The organism is Deinococcus metallilatus (genome assembly GCF_004758605.1).
GTDB lineage: Bacteria > Deinococcota > Deinococci > Deinococcales > Deinococcaceae > Deinococcus > Deinococcus metallilatus.
The window spans coordinates 1,277,850-1,295,828 of the sequence record NZ_CP038512.1 but is presented as its reverse complement, the minus strand read 5'-3'; the positions used below and the strand labels follow the sequence as shown (position 1 = coordinate 1,295,828).

Here is a 17,979-nt window from a genome sequence, read left to right as displayed (position 1 = left end):
CTAGCCTGCCCTCCATGAGTGGCCAGGGGACCGCAGCGCAAGAGCAGAGCGAGAAGCAGGCGGACGCGCCGCATCTCACCGTCGCCTTTCAGGGCAATCCCGGCGCATACGGGGAGATTGCCGCGCTGAATGCCCTTGCCAGCGCGGGCATTCCCCACGCGGGCGTCACCACGCGGGGCTTTCCCACCTTTCACGAGGTCGCGCGGGCGGTGGAAAGCGGCGAGGCCGACTACGGCGTACTGCCCGTCGAGAACAGCCTGATGGGCGCGATTCACCAGGCGATTGACCTGCTGACCGAAACGGACCTGCACGTCGCCGGTGAGGTGGTGGTGCGCGTCACCCACTGCCTGATGGCGCTGCCCGGCGTGCGGCTGGAAGATGTGCGGAAGGTGGCCAGCCAGCAGCCCGCCCTCGACCAGTGCACGGGGTTGATTCGCAAGTACGGGCTGCAACCCGTCGCCGCGCACGACACCGCCGGAAGCGCGAAGGACCTGGCCGCACGTGGCGCCCGCGACGAGGCCGCCATCGCCTCCGCCCGCGCCGCCGAGCTGTACGGCCTGGAGATTCTGGCCCGCGAGATCGAGGACGAGCCTTTCAACTTCACGCGCTTCATGATCCTCTCGCGCCAGGAACCTGCGCCCACCGACGTGCCGCACAAGACCAGCCTGGTCTTCGCCGTGCGTCACACCCCCGGCTTTCTCGTTGAGACGCTCAATGAGCTGCGCGGCCTCAACCTCTCGCGCATCGAGTCACGCCCCCGCCGTGACCGCGCCTGGAGTTACCTGATGTACGTGGACATCGAGGGCAACGCCCGCGACCCGCAAGTGGCGCAGGCCCTCGCCGGGGTATTGAGAAAGGCCAGTTACGCCAAGATCATCGGGAGTTATCCGATGGCGCGGGAGACGGTGGGGTGAGTCGGTAAACTCTCCATATGCGGCAAGTCCTGGCCTTGCTCCTCCCGCTCCTGCTCTCCAGCACAGGCCATGCGGGCGGCGGGAATGACATTGTTGCGGCTGGAGCGGCGGGGAAGGTTTATGCCGTGTTCACAGAGCAGGGTAGCGTGCAGTATGGGACGAGGAAACTCACTATCAACCTGTACGAGAAGAAAGACGGCAGACTGCTCTGGAAGCGACAGATTGAGGGACGACTTTACCAGGCGTCCAGTGCTACCCGGAACCTTCCGGGGTGGGGCATGGTGAATTCGGTTCTCTGGGTTTCCCATACCACCGGAGGCGAACACTGGCACGTGGACAACACGGGCTTCCGCATAAGCGATGGCAAGCTGCTTTGGGAAAACATTGACGTTGGCTATCCTCTGGCTTTCAGCCAGGGGAAAATTCTTTTCCTACGGAATCAAAGCCAAAGTCCCTATTTCAAGCTGCTGCAAGTTAACCTTGTTCTCAATGACCTGAAAACAGGTGAGGCAACACATCTGAACCTGCGGATTCCTGAACGCGCCAACTGCGGTAGCGTCAACGATTACGCCTGGGATGACGCTGCTTATGTGGGATTCTGGGCCGACGCCAGATTCCTCTATGCACGGCGTAAGGATGCCTGCGGCGTGTTCGTGGCCCGCTTCGACTGGCACGGAGAAGAGGAGCAACGGCCCACCATCACTCCTGAGTGACGCCTCTCCTTGTCTGCCCCTCTCACCTTTCCCCCCGCCCCGCCCGCGCTAGACTCCATTCATCGTGCCCCCGGCACGGTCATCCTGAGCGCCCGAGGGGATTCCAGCCCCGGCGACGGCGCGGCAACCGGCCCTCATCACGGCAACGGTGCCCGTTCTGGAAGGCCCCGCGCTAGACGCCGACGATGGCGGAAGCGGGGAACGATGGCCCAGAGGCGGCGCTTGACTGGCGTATTCGAGATTCATGGGCTGCTACACAGGCGGCTCTGCTGTTTTTTGAGGTGATGGGATGGCGGACACACGCGACATTCGCGCACACGCGCGGAAACGGATTCTGGTGCTGGACGGCGCGTGGGGCACCATGCTCCAGCGGGCGGGCCTGACGGAAGGGGACTTCCGCTGGCCTGAAGCCGACCCCCTGCGGATGTACCGGGGCAATTTCGATCTGCTGCAACTGACCCGCCCCGACGTGATCCGCGAGGTTCACCGCGCCTACTTCGAGGCGGGGGCGGACATCGCCAGCACGAATACCTTCAACAGCACGGTCATCTCGCAAGCCGATTACGGGACGGAGCATCTGGCCCGCGCGATGAACGAGGCCGGGGCGCGTCTGGCCCGCGAGGTCGCGGACGAGTTGACGGCCCGCGACGGACGGCCCCGCTGGGTGGCCGGGTCGGTGGGGCCGACCAACCGCACCGCCACCCTCTCCCCCGACGTGGAGCGGCCCGACTTCCGCAACGTGACCTTCGACGATCTGGTCGCCGCCTACGTCGAGCAGATCGAGGGGCTGATCGCGGGTGGAGCGGACCTGATTCTGATCGAAACCGTGTTCGACACGCTGAATGCGAAGGCGGCCCTCTTCGCCTGCGAGGAAGCGTTCGCGCGGACCGGGAAGAAGCTCCCCATCATGCTGTCGGGCACCATCACCGACGCTTCGGGGCGTACCCTCAGCGGGCAGACGCCGGAAGCGTTTGTCATCAGCACCGAACACGCCGACCTCTTCAGCGTGGGCCTGAACTGCGCGCTGGGGGCAGATTTGCTGCGGCCTCACTTGCGGGCAATCGCGGCGAATAGCGAGACGCTGGTCAGCGTCCATCCCAACGCGGGCCTCCCCAACGCCTTCGGGGAGTACGACGAGACGCCCGAACACACGGCGGCGGTCCTGCGCTCCTTCGCGGAGGAGGGGCTGGTCAACATCGTGGGCGGCTGCTGCGGCACCACCCCCGACCACATCCGCGCGATTGCGGAAGCCGTCGCGGACCTCCCCCCGCGCACCGCGCCCAAGCTGCCCCCTTATCTCCGCCTCAGCGGCCTGGAAGCCTTCACCGTCACCCCCGAAACCAACTTCGTGAACGTGGGCGAGCGGACGAACGTGACGGGCAGCCCCAAGTTCAGCAAAGCGATCCTGGCCGGGGACTACGACGCGGGCCTCAAGATCGCGCGGCAGCAGGTCCAGAACGGCGCGCAGCTCGTGGACGTGAACTTCGACGAGGGGATGCTGGACGGCGAGGCCGCGATGGTGAAGTTCCTGAATCTGCTGGCCGGGGAGCCGGACATCTCGCGCGTACCGCTGATGCTCGATTCCTCCAAGTGGGAGATTCTGGAAGCGGGCCTGGGGCGGGTGCAGGGCAAGGCCGTCGTCAACTCGATTAGCCTCAAGGACGGCGAGGAGAAGTTTCTGGAACGCGCGCGGCTGCTGCGGCGCTACGGCGCGGCGGCGGTGGTGATGGCCTTCGACGAGCAGGGCCAGGCCGACAACCTGGAGCGGCGCATCGAGATCACCTCCCGCGCCTACCGGCTGCTGACCGAGCAGGCCGCCTTTCCGCCACAGGACATCATCTTCGACCCCAACGTGCTGACGGTGGCGACGGGGATGGAGGAACACGACCGCTACGCCCTGGACTTCATCGAGGCGACACGCTGGATCAAGGCGAACCTGCCGGGCGCGCTGGTGTCGGGTGGGATCAGCAACGTGTCCTTTTCGTTCCGGGGCAACAACCACGTGCGCGAGGCGATGCACGCCGTCTTCCTCTACCACGCCATCCGCGCCGGGCTGGACATGGGCATCGTGAACGCGGGGATGCTGGCCGTCTACGAGGACATCGAGCCGGAGCTGCGGGAGGCGGTCGAGGATGTGATTCTGGCCCGCCGCCCGGACGCCACCGAACGCCTGATCGCGCTGGCCGAGAGCTACAAGAGCGTGAAGCGCGAGGCAACCGCCCAGAGCGCCTGGCGTGATCTGCCCGTGGCCGAACGCCTCAAGCACGCGCTGGTCAGCGGCATCACCGATTATGTCGTGGAGGACGCGGAGGAAGCGTATCAACTCCTCGGCTCCCCGCTTGCCGTGATCGAGGGGCCGCTGATGGACGGGATGAACGTGGTCGGGGACCTGTTCGGGGCCGGGAAGATGTTTCTACCGCAGGTGGTGAAGTCGGCCCGCGTGATGAAACGGGCGGTGGCGCACCTGACGCCGTATCTGGAGGCCGAGAAGCAGGAAGGTGGCAGCGGCAAGGGCAAAGTGCTGCTGGCGACGGTGAAGGGCGACGTTCACGACATCGGTAAAAACATCGTGGGCGTGGTGCTGGCCTGCAACGGCTATCAGGTGACGGATCTGGGTGTGATGGTGCCGACCGAGAAGATTCTGGACACCGCGCGCGAGCTGGGGGCGGACGTGATCGGCCTCTCCGGCCTGATCACCCCCAGCCTGGACGAGATGGTGAACGTGGCCCGCGAGATGACCCGCCGGGGTCTGGACACGCCCCTCCTGATCGGCGGCGCGACCACCAGCCGCGCCCATACCGCCGTCAAGATCGACCCGGCCTACGACGGCACCGTGGTCCACGTGGCTGACGCCAGCCGCGCGGTGGGCGTAGTGGGCGACCTGCTCTCGCAGCCGGAGACAGTGCGGGAACGCGTCGAGGAGGAATACGCCGCCCTGCGCGAACGGCACGGCGAGCGCAAGGTGCGCCTGGTTTCCCTCGCGGAAGCCCGCGCCCGCGCGCCCCGCCTCTCCTCTGCCCTGCCCCCCGCTCCGCGCCAGCCAGGCCGCCACGTCATCGAGCAGCCGATTGCCGAACTGCTCGATTACATCGACTGGACACCCTTCTTCATTGCCTGGGAGATGAAGGGCATCTACCCGAACATCCTGACCGACCCCCTGCGCGGCGCGGAGGCGCGGCAACTCTTCGACGACGCGCAGACCCTCCTGAAACGTATGGTGGAGGAAGGCCTGCTGACGGCGCGCGGCGTGATCGGGCTGTGGGAGGCGCGGCGGGTGGGGGATGACATCGCGGTCTTCTCTCCCCAGAAAAAGATCGCCACCCTCCACACCCTCCGCCAGCAACGCGACCAGGCCACTCCCAACACCGCTCTGGCCGATTTCGTGGCGCTGCGGGGCGACCACATCGGCGCCTTCGCCGTCGCCATCCACGGCGCCGAGGAACTGGCCCGCAGCTTCGAGGCGCAGCACGACGATTACAGCGCGATTCTGGTCAAGGCGGTGGCGGACCGGCTGGCCGAAGCTTTCGCGGAAAAGCTGCACCGCGACGTGCGCGTGCGGTACTGGGGCTACGCGCCCGATGAGGCGCTGGGCAACGACGACCTCATCAAGGAACGTTATGCGGGCATCCGCCCCGCGCCCGGCTATCCCGCCCAGCCCGACCACACCGAGAAACGCACCCTCTTCTCCCTGCTGAACGCGGAGGAGGTTGGCCTCTCGCTCACCGAGTCGGGCGCGATGTTCCCCGCCGCCGCCGTCTCCGGCCTGTACTTCGCGCACCCCGAAGCCCATTACTTCGCGGTGGGCCGCATCGGGCGCGATCAGGTGGAGGACTACGCGGAGCGCAAGGGCTGGACGCTTTCGGTTGCGGAGCGTTGGCTGGGGCCGGTATTGGCGTATGACCCTGCGGGGTCGAACAGTCCAACCGCCGAACTGCCCAAAGAGGCTCCCCCTCGACCGTCTGACCGTTTGACCGTCGGACCTGTGGCCGGACTCGGAGAGCTGCAAGGCAGAGGCCACGCATGACCCGCGTCTCCATCGAGCTGGTCCCCCGCAGCCGTTCGAGCCTGAAGGCCGAGCTGGAGGTGGTGGCGCGGCACCTGCCGGGCATCTGCACGGTGAATGTGCCCGACCTGACACGCTTTTCCACACGGTCGTGGGTGGGCTGCTCCTTCGCGCGGCCCCATTACCGGGCGATTCCGCATGTCCGAGCGGTGGACCTGAACCCCGTCGAGCCGCTGCCGATGGCCGAGGCGCTTACGGTTTCGGGCATCGACGAGGTGCTGGTCATCACTGGAGACGCCCCCGCCGACATGAGCGCGCGGGTCTACGACGTGGACGCGGTGCGGGCCATTCGCCGTTTCCGGCGGGAGCTGCCGCACGTGCGGGTCTACGCGGGCCTGGACCCCTACCGGCAGAGCTTCGCCCACGAACGCGACTATCTGGAGCGCAAGCTGGACGCGGGCGCCTGCGGCTTTTTCACCCAGCCCTTCTTCGACCTGCGGCTGATGGACGCCTACGCCGACCTGATCCCGCAAGGCGCCGAGATCTGGTGGGGCGCGACCACCGTCACGGGCGACGCCACCCTGAACTACTGGCGCGCCCGCAACCACGCGGTCTTTCCCCGCACCTTCACCCCGACCCTGGAGTGGAACCGCACCTTCGCGGCCCAGGCCCTCGCCTTCGCCCGCGAGCGCGGCCAACACATGTACTTCATGCCGGTGAAGGCGGACGTGCGGGCGTATCTGGAGGGGATCGTTTAGGAGTGGTCAGCCGTCAGCCAGAAAAAGGGCCGCCTCCTCAACGGGAAGTGGCCCTTTGCTCTCGGCTCTCTGCCTAGCTGTTGTCCACCACCAGCGTGAACGACTTCGTCGCCTTGCCGTTCGCAGGGACGTCCACGCGCAGTTCGGCGGCGGCATTCTGGCCCTTCGCCGTGCCGTCGATGGTGATACGGCGCCCGCCTACACGTTCGGTCACCTCGGCGCGGACGGGGCGGTCCTTGCTGCTCTCGAAGGTGTAGGTGACCTTGTAGGTGGTCTTGACGACGTTGCCCTGCGCGTTCTTCTCACTGCCGACGGTCTGCACCGTGCGGGTGTAGCGCACGTCGGGGTCGTTGCCGAGACTGAACTCGATCTCCTCGCCCTTCGGCGTCTCGGAGATGGAGGTCTGTCCGACGATGCGGCCCTCCTCGCGCACGGTCATGCTCCCACCGGGCAGACGCTGGTCGGCCTTGAGGCGGTAGAAGCGGCTGAGGGTGCCGTCCGTGTTCTGCGGCGTGAAGTAGGTGTTCAGGCCCGCGTACCGCTCGAACAGCGTGAGCTTGGGCGTCAGGAAGGGCAGCGTGACGGTGCTGTTGGCGGGCAGCGCGAAGGGCGTGGAGAGGGCGTAGCGGTAGAGGCCGCGCAACTCACCGAGGGAGTTGATCTTGGGGGCGGCGAAGTCGGCGGATGCGTTCCCAGCCGTCGCGCGGCTTTCCATCATCATCGGCGCGGGTGGTGGCCCCCCCTGCACGTCCACGTCCCCAGCGTACAGTTCGGTCCCCTTCACGTCATAGGCGAGGTCGGACATGTTGCGGATGTCCGCCAGGGCCGAGAGTTGCGCGCCGCCCGTGCTGGCCTTGAGGGTGTAGCGCGGCGCCCAGGTCACGGCGCGGGTGAGGTAGGTCAGCGTGCCCGTCCCCGGCTGCGGCAGCGTGAAGGTCAGCGTCTGCGTGGGCGCCTGCGGGTTCGGGGGGGGCAGCACGTCGAAGATCAGGTCCTCAAACCGGACGGTCCGGTAACGGCCCTGCGCGTCCCGCACCAGCAGGTCACGGGCACGGATCAGGGTCACCGGTTCCGCCGTGCCATCATCCCGCTTCACGTACACCGTCTTGCCTTCCAGAGAGGCCAGCCAGCCCGCGCCCTGCCGCTGCACCGCGCCGGAAAAGGTCAGCCCGTCGAGGTCCAGCGTGCCGGGGATCAGACCCGCCCAGGCCGCTTCCGGCAGCGTGACCGTCAGGGTGGGACCGGTCGCCTGCACAGGCTCGCGCACTTCGCTGAAGCTCGGATAGATACGGAGGTCCGCCGCCGAGGCCGCCCCCAGGGTGGCCGCCAGGGCCAGCGTCACAATGCTCTTCATGAGAGCAGCTTGCCCCGCGCTCGCTGATGAAGTGTGAGAAGGGCAGCTTTCAGCGGTCAGTCATCAGCAAAAAAGCCCCCGCATGGAGCGAGGGCGTCTGAAGCTGAGAGCTGACCGCTTAAAGAATATCGTCGCGGATGCAGGCCTTGAAGTGGCCGGGGGCGACTTCGCGCAGTTCGGGAACGATCTTGGCGCAGTCGTCGATGGCGTAGCGGCAACGGGTGCGGAACACGCAGCCCGAAGGCGGGTTGATCGGGCTGGGGATGTCCCCTTCCAGGATGATGCGCTGGCGCTTCACCGTCGGGTCGGGCACCGGGGCCGCCGAGAGCAGCGCCTCGGTGTAGGGGTGCTTGGGGTTGTTGTTCAGCTCGCGGCTGGACGCGATCTCCATCACGCGGCCCAGATACATCACGATGATGCGGTCGCAGATGTACTCCACCACCGCCAGGTCGTGCGCGATGAACAGCACCGTCAGGCCCAGTTCTTCCTGAAGGTCTTGCAGCAGGTTCACCACCTGCGCCTGGATCGACACGTCCAGCGCCGACACCGGCTCGTCCGCGACGATGAAGCTGGGGTTGACGGCCAGGGCGCGCGCGATGCCAATGCGCTGCCGCTGCCCGCCCGAGAACTCGTGGGGATAGCGGCGCATGTGTTCGGGGCGCAGGCCCACCTTCTCCAGCAGTTCGGCGATGCGCTCGATGCGCTGCTTGCCGGGGTTCAGGTTGTGAATCTGCATCGCCTCGCCGATGATGTCGGCCACCGTCATGCGGGGGTTGAGGCTGGCGAAGGGGTCCTGGAAGATGATCTGCATCTCGCGGCGGTAATCGCGCATCTGCCCCTTGGAGAGCTTGGTGATGTCGGTGCCGTTGAAGATCACCTGCCCGCCGGTCGGTTCGATCAGGCGCAGGATCGCGCGGCCCGCCGTGGTCTTGCCCGACCCCGACTCGCCCACCAGCCCGACGACCTCGCCGCGCCCCAGCCTGAAGGACACGTCATTGACGGCCTTCACGTTGCCAACCACGCGCGAGAGCAGGCCGCCGCGAATCGGGAAGTACTTTTCCAGGTTGTTGACTTCCAGCAGCGTCTCGCCCTTGTCGGGCATCACGCGGCGGGCCGCGCCGGTATCGACCGTGGCAATCGTCGTGGTCATGCGGTCACCTCCTGCTGGACCTGTTCAAATTCCTGCCAGCGGATGCAGCGGGCGGTATGGCCGCCGCCGGTGTCATACAGCGGCGGCACCGCCTCGCGGCAGGCCTCGACGGCGAACTTGCAGCGCGGCTCGAAGGCGCAGCCCCGGGGCAGGTTCAGGGGATTGGGCACGTTGCCGGGAATGGCTTCCAGGCGCGGCTTGGGCTGCCCCGGGACATGGACCTCGCCCGCGCGGGGAATCGAGTTCAGCAGCCCCATCGTGTAGGGGTGACGCGGCGCCTTGAAGATTTCCACCACGTCGCCTTCCTCGACCACGCGCCCGCCGTACATCACCACCACCCGGTCGGCCATCTCCGCCACCACCCCGAGGTTGTGGGTGATGAACAGGATGCTCATCCCGATCTCGCGCTGGAGCTTGCGCATCAGGTCCAGAATCTGCGCCTGGATGGTCACGTCGAGCGCCGTGGTCGGCTCGTCGGCGATGAGGAGGGCCGGATTGCACGAGAGGGCCATCGCGATCATCACGCGCTGGCGCATCCCGCCGGACATCTGGTGCGGGTACTCATGGACGCGCTTTTCGGGGGCGGGAATTCCCACGAAGCGCAGCATGTCGGTCGCCACGCCCAGGGCTTCTTTCTTGTTCTTGCCCTGGTGCAGCATAACCGCCTCGGCGATCTGGTCACCGACGGTGTAGACCGGGTTCAGACTGGTCATCGGCTCCTGGAAGATCATCGAGATGTCGTTGCCACGAATCTTGCGCATCTCGGCTTCACTGAGCTTCACGATGTCCTTCTGGACGCCGTCCTTGCCCGTGAACAGGACCTCGCCCTCCACGATCTTGCCGGGCGGCATCGGGATCAGGCGCATGATGCTGAGGCTGGTCACGCTCTTGCCCGACCCCGACTCACCCACCACCGCCAGCGTCTCGCCCTTGTTGATGTGGAAGGTCACCCCGTCCACACTCTTCACCACACCGTCGTCGGTGTTGAAATATGTCTTGAGGCCATTCACGGCCAGCAACACTTCACCCTGATGGGTCATCTTTCCTCCATCTGCCACTGATTGCCAGGCACGCGCTCCATCATACAGGTCAGGCCGCACCTCACGGGCATGTGCGGCACGGTCCGGGTCACCTGCGGCGCCGGGGATCGAAGGCGTCGCGCAGACCGTCCCCGACAAACTGCCAACCCAGCACTGCCAGCACGATAAAGACGCCGGGAATCAGGGTCCAGGGCCGGGCGTCGATGCTCTCGAAGCCTCCCGCCTGCGCCACCCCCAGCAGGCTCCCCCAGGAGGCATAGGGTTCCACGATCCCGATGCCGATGAAGCTCAGGCCGCTCTCGCTGAGGATGAAGCCGGGAATTGCCAGCGACAGGAAGATGATGATGTAGGTGGCGGTACTCGGCAGCAGGTGCTTGCCGATGATGCGGCTGTCGGACGCGCCCAGCGCCGTCGCCGCCTGCACGTAATCCAGTTCGCGCACCGACAGAATCTGCCCGCGCACGATCCGGGCCAGGCCGCCCCAGCCGATAAACGACAGGATGCCGATCACCAGATAGAACACCAGGATCGGGTCGGCGTTGAGCGGGAACAGGGCGCGCAGCGTGATCAGCAAGAACAGCTCCGGGATGGCCGAGAGGACTTCCACCAGACGCATGATCACGTTATCGGCCACCCCCCGGAAGTACCCGGCGATGCCGCCCATGATCAGGCCGAACAGCACCGTCAGGACCGAGGCGATGATGCCGATGCTGAGGCTGATCTGCGAGCCGTACATCACCCGGGAGAACTGGTCGCGGCCATACGAATCGCTGCCCCACAGGTACAGTTTGCAGGGCGGGTCCACGCTGAAGAGTTTCAGGCTGCTGGGAATGAGGCCCAGGAAGCGGTAGGTGCGCCCCTCCACACCGGGATGTGTCTGGAAGAACTTCACCGGGCAGGTCACCGACTTGTCCTCGACGTACTTGTCGCGGAACGTCGTCATGTCGATGTCGCGCTTGAGGCCGTAGACGTAGGGGCCGACGAAGTGGCCCTGCTGGTCGCGCCAGTGAATGGAGGTGGGCGGCGCCCAGCTGATGCGGTCGGTGGTGCTGTACTCCGCCAGGCCATACGGCGCCAGGAAGCCCGCGAAGATCGCCATCAGGTACAGCAGGGCCAGCAGGGTCAGGCCGACCCGGGCCAGGGGATTGCGCTTAAACTGCGCCCAGACGATGCTCCACTGGCTCTGGGAACGGGGCTTGCGGACGGTGGTGGGGGCGGTGGTGGTCACAGGCTCTCCTTAGACATGGTCAGTGGTACCGAATCCTCGGGTCAATGACAGACAGCAGCAGGTCCGAAACCAGATTACCCACCAGATAAAGCAACGTGGCAATCGCCGTGACGGCCTGGAGGATATAGATGTCCTGGTTGTTCAGCGCCGTGAGTTGCAGCGGCGTCAGCCCCGGCCAGTTGAACACCACTTCGAGAAAGCCCGCGCCGCTGATCAGGGCAGGCAGCAGGCCCCCCAGCCCGGCGATCAGCGGAATCAGGGCGGTCCGCAGCGCGTGCTTGTAGACCACCTTGTTCTCAGTCACGCCCTTGGCGCGGGCGGTCCGCACGTAGTCCTGCCCCAGCACTTCCAGCATCTGTCCCCGCAGAAAGCGGCTCTCGCTGCTGATGCCGCGCAGCACCAGGATAATGCTGGGGGCCAGCGCGTGAATGAAGATGTCCCAGGCCGAGCGCCACCACGGCAGATCGGGGGGCAGCCTGCTGCTCGTCTTGTTGCCGAGCGGCATGTCCCAGCCGAAGTTCTGCTGGAGCTTGAGCATGCCCCAGATCACCAGCAGGGCGAAGAAGAAACTGGGAATCCCCAGGAACAGGTAGGAGAAGAACGTAAAGACCTTATCGCCCGTGCTGTAGGGCCGCACGGCGCTGTACACCCCGATGGGAATGGACACCGCGTAGTGCAGCGCCGTGCCGATCAGCACCAGAATCATGCTGTTCACAAACGGGCCGACCAGCACTTCTGACACCGGGCGCTTGTACTGGAAGGAAATCCCCAGGTTGCCCGACAGAAAGTTTTTGAGCCACAGGAAATACTGCACGAACAGGGGCTTGTCGAGGCCGAATTCCTGGCGCAGCCGCTCGACCGTCTCCGGGCGCACCGAGGGGTTTTCCTTGAGCTGCGAGAGGAAGTCGCCCGGCGCAAGCTGCACGATCAGGAAGGCCAGCAACGTGGCGAGCAAAAAGGTCGGGATGAAATACAGGACGCGGCGGAAGATGTATGGAAGCACGGCTACCTCGCTCAGCGTGAAGCGCGGGGCCAGTCGGCCCCGCGCTCCTACGTATGAAACTCGCGGCGCTGGCGGGAACGCCTCAGCGCTTGATCCAGGTCAGGTCGATCATGCGGGGCCCGTAGAGGGTGCTGGCGTTCAGGCTGTTGATCGCGGCGCGGGGCAGTTCGCCCTGCGTGCGGTCAGTCCAGGCGAAGTGCACCGTCTGGGCCGCAAGCTGCGTGTACGGCTGCTCCTCGGCCTCGACCTTCTGAATCTGGTCAGCAATCGCCTTGCGCTTGGCGAGGTTGAACTCCGAGCGGCCCTTCCAGTACAGGTTGATGGTCTGCGTCTCGAAGGGGAAGCGGCACTTGTTGCTCTGGTTGAACATGTGCAGGTTGCCGCCGTCGGGCAGGTTGGTGCACTGGATCACGTTCGGGCCGCTCACGGGGAAGACCTTCCCGCCCCCGACCAGACCGATCAGGATCGCGTCGAAGCCCCGGCGGCTGAAATCCGGCTTGGCGTCGAGCATGTCGGTCATCTGGTTAAAGGCGATGAAGCTGGTGTTGACCTTCATGCCGATCTTCTTGGCCTCGTCCTGGATGATCTTGGCGAAGCCCTGACGGCGGGTGTTCTCCGCGTTGGTGATCAGCGTGAACTCCAGCCGGTTGCCGTTCCGGTCCATCAGGACGCCGTCGGGCGCCTTCTTGGTGAAGCCCAGTTCGTTCAGCAGCTTGATCGCGCCCGCCGGGTTGTACTTGTACTTGTCCACGCCGGTAGCGACCCAGTCCTTGTAGACGGGGTACACGCCGGTGTAGGTGGGCTGGCCCAGACCGCCCAGCGTCAGGTCCACCATCGCGTCACGGTTGACGATCATGCTGAACGCCTGACGGAACTTGGGGTTGCTGAACAGCTTGGTCTTGAAGGTGTTGCTGTCGTCCATGTTGAAGACGACAAAGTCACTGCTGGCGCGGGCGCTGGCGTTGGGGATCAGCACGCCGCTGATCTTCTTGCTGTCCATCGCCGCCTTCACCTGGGCGAGCTTGTCGCGGTCGCCGGGCGAGTACACGTCGATGTTGCCCGCCAGGAACTGCGTGAGCTGCGCGTTGGCGTCGGGCACTACGTTGATCTGGATACCGTCCAGGTACGGGAGGGCCTTCCCGGCGCTGTCCTTGTTCCACTCGCCGAAGTAGGGGTTCTTCTTCAGCACCGCGCGCTCACCGCGCTGGTAGCGATCGAGCATGAAGCTGCCGCTCACCACGATGTCCTTGGGATCGGTGCTGATGGTCCACATGTTCTTGATGCCGTCGGCGCCCTTGCTCTTGAACACGGGCATGAACACGTGGGTCGGCTCCGGCTCGAAGCCCGTCAGGAACTCCAGCGCCGTCACGTCGGCCTTGGGGAACACGACCTTGATGGTGTCGTTGTCCACCTTGCTGACCTTGATGGGCTGGTCGTTGATGAAGAAGCCGTCGTAGCCGTTGCTGCCGATATCCTTGTTGGTGTAGAGCGTGTAGCTGGTGATCCAGTCGTCGGCCGTAATCGGCTTGCCGTCACTCCACTTCATGCCGGGACGGACATTGAAGGTAAAGGTCTTCTTGTCCGCCGACTGGGTGTAGGAGGAAGCCATGTACGGGTAGTACTCGTCCGTGATGGGGTCCTGTCCCAGCAGCCCGCCCGCCGTCATGTAGGCGGGGAGGTTGGGGCTTTCCTTGCTCACGAAGGGGTTCAGCGTCTTGAAGTCCTGGAGGTTCACGGTGCGGAGCGTGCCGCCCGTCTGAACATCGCCGGGCTTGTTGGTGGTCCAGGCAGCCGGGTACACGAAAGGTGCGGCCAGACTGCTGCCGAGCGTCATCGCCATCGCAACGAACAGGGCTTTTTTCATGACTTCCTCCTGATCTGGAAATTCAACGCCGCCCGGCACGCACCGGGGAGCGGTCCAAACGGGCTATTTGGGGGATTCCAGCGCGGCCAATATAAGGACATTTATCTAGAAAGGTCAAGGGATTTTCCACCATTGCCCCCTTCAGGTCACACATCAGTCACACTTCAGTCAGCTTCGTGGTGGGGCGGCCCGTTCCGTCTGGGTTCCCAGAACTGCTGGAGCCGCCTTCCTTCTGGAGGTCAGGGGCCGCCTGGGCCAAAGCAAAACCGCCGTCCCTGAAGCGGAACGGCGGAGGAGCGGAGCCTGGGGTCAGTGCGAGACGAAGCTGATCAGCAGCGACAGCAGCATGAACAGGCCGCCGAGGACGCTGGTGACGCGGATCAGGCCGCCCTCCACGCCACGCCCACCGAGCAGCGAGCCGCCGGACGCCATGCTGGCGGTCAGGCCTGCCTGCTTGGGCACCTGAAGCAGCACGAAGAACACCAGGCCCACGCAGACGAGGGCGAACAGGATGATGAAGAGCGTCAGGATCATGGATTACCTCTGAAAGTCTGTGGTGGTGCCGAAGGCGGGACTCGAACCCGCACGGTTTCCCGCTCGATTTTGAGTCGAGTGCGTCTACCAATTCCGCCACTCCGGCCCACGCCCCGCCAACCTAGAACACCAACTGGGGCAACGTGGATGCTAGCGTGCCGGGGGTCCGGGGGTCAAACGGGCCGCCTTAAACCGGCAGGGGGTCAGGCCGCGCGCCGATGCGCCCGCCCAGGTCGCGGCGCCGTTGCGCGCCCGCGAAACCCACGCGGTCCGCCAGGGCGTAGGCGCGGCCCAGCGCGGCATTCAGCGTGGGCGCGGTCGCCGTCACGGCCAGGACGCGGCCCCCGCTGCTGAGCAGTTGCCCCTCCCGCTCGGTGGTCCCGGCATGGTAGATCACCTCGCCGCTTTGCGGGCTGGGGAGGTGCAGGGGAATTCCTTTCTGCGGTTCCCCGGGATAGCCGGGCGCGGCCAGGATCACCACCGCGCTGGCGCCGTCCCGGAAGCGGACGCTGGCGGGGTCGAGGTGGCCCTGCGCCGCGTCGAGCGCGTGCCGGGCGAGGTCGGAGGCGAGCAGCGGCAGCACCGCCTCGGCCTCGGGGTCACCGAAGCGGGCGTTGAACTCGACGACCTTGGGGCCATTCGGGGTGAGCATCAGGCCCGCGTACAGGACGCCGGTGAAGGGCTGACCCTCGGCGCGCATTCCGGCGAGGGTGGGTTCGATGATCTCGGCGCGGATGCGGGCCAGGTCCGCGCCCGTCAGCGGGAAGGGGCAGATCACGCCCATGCCGCCCGTCATCGGGCCGGTATCGCCCTCGAAGATGGTCTTGTGGTCCTGGCTGGGGGGGGTCAGGGCGTAACGTTCACCGTCCGTCAGCGCCAGGACCGTGACCTCCTGGCCGGTCATGAACTCTTCCAGCACGGCCTGGGCGCCCGCCTGGGCGAAGATGTCACGCAGGGCGGCTTCCGCCTCGGGGAAGGTGGGGGCGATGGTGACGCCCTTTCCGGCCCGCAGCCCGGCGTCCTTGACCACCAGGGGCAGGGGCTGGGCCGCAGCGTAGGCCAGCGCCTCCTCCAGCACCGTGAAGCTGCGGTGGGCGGCGGTGGGGATGCCGTGGCGGAGCATGAAGGCCTTGCTCCAGGCCTTGTCGCCCTCCAGCCGGGCGGCGGCGCGGGTCGGGCCGAAGGCGGGCACACCTCGCTCACGGCAGGCGTCCACCAACCCGGCAGTGAGGTAGGCCTCGGGGCCGACGATCACCACCTCTACCCCCTCGCGCAAGGCAAGGTCGGCCAGGGTGCCGGGGTCCTGGGGGCTGGCGATCACGCGCGCCTGGGCCGCGATGCCGGGGTTGCCGGGCGTACACAGGACCTCGTGCCCTGCCCGCTGGCAGGCGTCCACGATGGCGTGTTCGCGGCCCCCGCCGCCCACCACCAGCACCCGCATCAGCCCTGGCTCCGGGATTCGGTGCCGCGGGCGGCGGCCCGTTGCCAGTAGCGCACCAGGCCCTGCACGCTCATCCAGGGGGGACAGGCAAATTCATAGCGTTCAGGTAGCTCGGGGGCTTCCTCGCGCAGCTCGTCCAGCAGTTCGGCGGTGAACCGCTCGGTGAGGCCTTCCAGCGGTTCGCCGGTGTCCAGGCCCGCGCGCACCCGATCCGCGTCCTGCTCCAGCATCTCCAGCAGGCGGTCCCAGTGCGCCGCTTCCTGTGAATGGCTGCCGAAGTGCGCGAGGTAGAGCGTGCGGGCGTCCACATCACGCAGCGCGGCGATACTCTCGCGCCAGGCGGGCAGGTTGATGTCGGGCGGCGGGGTGGGCGCGCGGGGTGTCTGGCGCGGGTCCAGGCGGACGCCCCCCACGTCGCCCACGAAGAGGTCGTCGCCCACGTGGTAGGCGAGGTGATGGACCGCGTGCCCCGGCGTGTAGAGGGGCCGCACCTCCGCCTGGCCGATCTTCAGGCTCTCCCCGCCTTCCAACACCTTCAGGCGGTCCGGATCGATGGGCCGCATCTCGCCCCACAGGCGCTCCATCTGGTCGCCGTAAATCTGGCCCGCACTCGCCAGCAGCCGCTCGGGGCGCGACAGGTGGGCCGCGCCGCGCTCGTGGACGTAGGCGCGGGCCTTCGGCACCCGGTCCAGAATCGTGCCGGTCGCCCCCGCGTGGTCCAGGTGGATATGCGTGAGCAGCACGTGCCGCACGTCGGAGAGCGAGGCGCCCAGGTCGGACAGGCCCGCTTCCAGCGCGGGCAAGGTGCTGCCCGGCCCCACGTCCACAATCGCCAGCCCGTCCCCGGTGTCCAGCACGTGGGCGGCGATCACGCCCGGCACGTCCTGAAAGTTCAGGTCGATGCGCTGCGGGCCGGTCATGCGTTCCCCGTCAGGCGGGCCCCCGCCAGCAGGGCCGCCGCCACGTACTGCACCGCCGCGACCGCCCGGAGCACCCGCACATTCGGCACCGACCGCAGCACGCCGAAGGTCAGCGCCAGAATGAAGGTCGCGCTCAACACGATCAATGCCACCACCAGCCACAAGCCCATAGCCGAAGTGTACCAGGGGTCAGGAACGGCACGGGAAGCCGGTCCAGGCAGAAAGGCCTTTCCAGCCTCTCCCCTTTCCGGACCGTTACTCGCGCCGCTGGCCGCTGAGCTGGACCAGAGCGTCCCAGCGGTCGGGCTGGGCCGGGTCGTCCAGGGCGGCCTTGTTGCGGCCGGTGAAGCCGCATTTCTGGCAGCGGTGGAGGATGATCCAGCCTTTCTTGCCGCTCTGCTCGACGCCGACCGGAATCATCAGGCCGTGGCAGGTGCTGGCGCGGTCGCCGGGCAACACGTCCACGTGCAGCGAGTGCAGGCACTCCGGGCAGTGGTTGCGAACCGAGCCGTTCTGGAGGGGCTGCACCGCCGCGCCGCAGTTCGCGCAGGTAAAGGCGTTGTTGGTGCCCTGGACGGTGAACCGCCGCGCGGTCATGCCCGCCTCCCGCCGCGGGCCGCCCAGCGCGCATCGAGAAAGGCGCGGATACTGGGGACCGCCACCAGGCACATGCCCAGCAGCAGAAAGCCCACGCCCGCCAGGCTCACGATCCACCCCTGCCAGTTGCTGACGCCCGCCAGCATCCCGGCCACGAAGACCAGCAGGCCCGCGCACACGCTAAAGCCCACCGTCAGCCGCCATGCCCACACGCTGCCGCGCCACACCTGCCCCAGCAGCACGGCGGTCGCGCAGGCGTACAGCACATTCCGCGCGAGGTTGTCGGTGCTGCCCTGGAGCAGATGGCCGAAAAAGGGCGTGGTCGCCAGCATGAACAGGCCCGCCAGGACAGCCAGGGTGGGCGTGCGCCCCGCCCCGGCCAGGGCAGGGTCGAAGGGAGACGGGTCCGGCCCGCGCGTGGGAAGGCTCACCCCCGCATTCCAGCACAGGCGGCCCGGAC

16 protein-coding genes and 1 tRNA gene are annotated in these 17,979 nt (G+C 66.6%); 4 read left to right on the top strand and 13 right to left on the bottom strand.

Annotated elements, in window-relative coordinates:
* Nucleotides 1-14: 14 nt before the first annotated feature.
* From E5F05_RS12250 to E5F05_RS12235, 4 genes are all read left to right on the top strand, one after another.
* Complete coding sequence (locus E5F05_RS12250; protein ID WP_129118913.1) at nucleotides 15-914, top strand: prephenate dehydratase; 900 nt, start codon at nucleotides 15-17, stop codon at nucleotides 912-914.
* Between the two features lie 17 nt (nucleotides 915-931).
* Nucleotides 932-1,627: a hypothetical protein gene (locus E5F05_RS12245; protein ID WP_129118912.1), complete on the top strand. Its 696-nt coding sequence runs from the start codon at nucleotides 932-934 to the stop codon at nucleotides 1,625-1,627.
* 289 nt (nucleotides 1,628-1,916) lie between these two features.
* Nucleotides 1,917-5,651, top strand: a complete 3,735-nt coding sequence (gene metH, locus E5F05_RS12240; protein ID WP_241687149.1) for a methionine synthase — start codon at nucleotides 1,917-1,919, stop codon at nucleotides 5,649-5,651.
* Nucleotides 5,648-6,388 carry a methylenetetrahydrofolate reductase gene (locus tag E5F05_RS12235; protein ID WP_129118911.1) on the top strand — a complete coding sequence of 247 codons (741 nt, stop codon included), beginning with the start codon at nucleotides 5,648-5,650 and terminating at the stop codon, nucleotides 6,386-6,388. Before metH ends, E5F05_RS12235 begins: the two co-directional genes overlap by 4 nt.
* Before the next feature lie 73 nt (nucleotides 6,389-6,461).
* Here E5F05_RS12235 and E5F05_RS12230 read toward each other — a convergent pair whose 3' ends face one another.
* The 13 genes from E5F05_RS12230 to E5F05_RS12175 all read right to left on the bottom strand — a co-directional run bounded on the left by E5F05_RS12230 (nucleotide 6,462) and on the right by E5F05_RS12175 (nucleotide 17,950).
* Nucleotides 6,462-7,742 (bottom strand): DUF4139 domain-containing protein, encoded by a 1,281-nt coding sequence (locus E5F05_RS12230; protein ID WP_129118910.1) that lies wholly within the window; start codon nucleotides 7,740-7,742, stop codon nucleotides 6,462-6,464.
* A 118-nt stretch (nucleotides 7,743-7,860) separates the two neighbouring features.
* Nucleotides 7,861-8,892 (bottom strand): ABC transporter ATP-binding protein, encoded by a 1,032-nt coding sequence (locus E5F05_RS12225; protein WP_129118909.1) that lies wholly within the window; start codon nucleotides 8,890-8,892, stop codon nucleotides 7,861-7,863.
* The gene (locus tag E5F05_RS12220; RefSeq protein WP_129118908.1) at nucleotides 8,889-9,932 is read right to left on the bottom strand and encodes an ABC transporter ATP-binding protein; all 1,044 of its coding nucleotides are present in this window, start codon (nucleotides 9,930-9,932) and stop codon (nucleotides 8,889-8,891) included. The genes E5F05_RS12225 and E5F05_RS12220 overlap by 4 nt, the downstream gene beginning before the upstream one ends.
* An 88-nt stretch (nucleotides 9,933-10,020) precedes the next feature.
* The gene (locus E5F05_RS12215; RefSeq protein ID WP_129118907.1) at nucleotides 10,021-11,160 is read right to left on the bottom strand and encodes an ABC transporter permease; all 1,140 of its coding nucleotides are present in this window, start codon (nucleotides 11,158-11,160) and stop codon (nucleotides 10,021-10,023) included.
* A gap of 19 nt (nucleotides 11,161-11,179) precedes the next feature.
* Complete coding sequence (locus E5F05_RS12210; protein WP_129118906.1) at nucleotides 11,180-12,163, bottom strand: ABC transporter permease; 984 nt, start codon at nucleotides 12,161-12,163, stop codon at nucleotides 11,180-11,182.
* An 82-nt stretch (nucleotides 12,164-12,245) separates the two neighbouring features.
* Nucleotides 12,246-14,027, bottom strand: coding sequence for an ABC transporter substrate-binding protein (locus E5F05_RS12205; RefSeq protein ID WP_129118905.1), 1,782 nt, complete (start codon nucleotides 14,025-14,027; stop codon nucleotides 12,246-12,248).
* 309 nt (nucleotides 14,028-14,336) lie between these two features.
* On the bottom strand, nucleotides 14,337-14,561 hold the full coding sequence (secG, locus tag E5F05_RS12200) for a preprotein translocase subunit SecG (RefSeq protein ID WP_129118904.1): 225 nt from the start codon (nucleotides 14,559-14,561) through the stop codon (nucleotides 14,337-14,339).
* A gap of 23 nt (nucleotides 14,562-14,584) precedes the next feature.
* Nucleotides 14,585-14,667 (bottom strand) — tRNA-Leu (locus E5F05_RS12195).
* A gap of 81 nt (nucleotides 14,668-14,748) precedes the next feature.
* Complete coding sequence (purD, locus tag E5F05_RS12190) at nucleotides 14,749-16,002, bottom strand: phosphoribosylamine--glycine ligase (protein WP_129118903.1); 1,254 nt, start codon at nucleotides 16,000-16,002, stop codon at nucleotides 14,749-14,751.
* On the bottom strand, nucleotides 16,002-16,922 hold the full coding sequence (locus E5F05_RS12185) for an MBL fold metallo-hydrolase (RefSeq protein WP_129118902.1): 921 nt from the start codon (nucleotides 16,920-16,922) through the stop codon (nucleotides 16,002-16,004). Before E5F05_RS12185 ends, purD begins: the two co-directional genes overlap by 1 nt.
* Nucleotides 16,919-17,092: a hypothetical protein gene (locus E5F05_RS21355; RefSeq protein WP_164973455.1), complete on the bottom strand. Its 174-nt coding sequence runs from the start codon at nucleotides 17,090-17,092 to the stop codon at nucleotides 16,919-16,921. The genes E5F05_RS12185 and E5F05_RS21355 overlap by 4 nt, the downstream gene beginning before the upstream one ends.
* Before the next feature lie 85 nt (nucleotides 17,093-17,177).
* Nucleotides 17,178-17,519: an RNHCP domain-containing protein gene (locus tag E5F05_RS12180; RefSeq protein ID WP_129118901.1), complete on the bottom strand. Its 342-nt coding sequence runs from the start codon at nucleotides 17,517-17,519 to the stop codon at nucleotides 17,178-17,180.
* On the bottom strand, nucleotides 17,516-17,950 hold the full coding sequence (locus E5F05_RS12175) for a hypothetical protein (protein ID WP_241687148.1): 435 nt from the start codon (nucleotides 17,948-17,950) through the stop codon (nucleotides 17,516-17,518). Before E5F05_RS12175 ends, E5F05_RS12180 begins: the two co-directional genes overlap by 4 nt.
* Nucleotides 17,951-17,979: the final 29 nt, after the last annotated feature.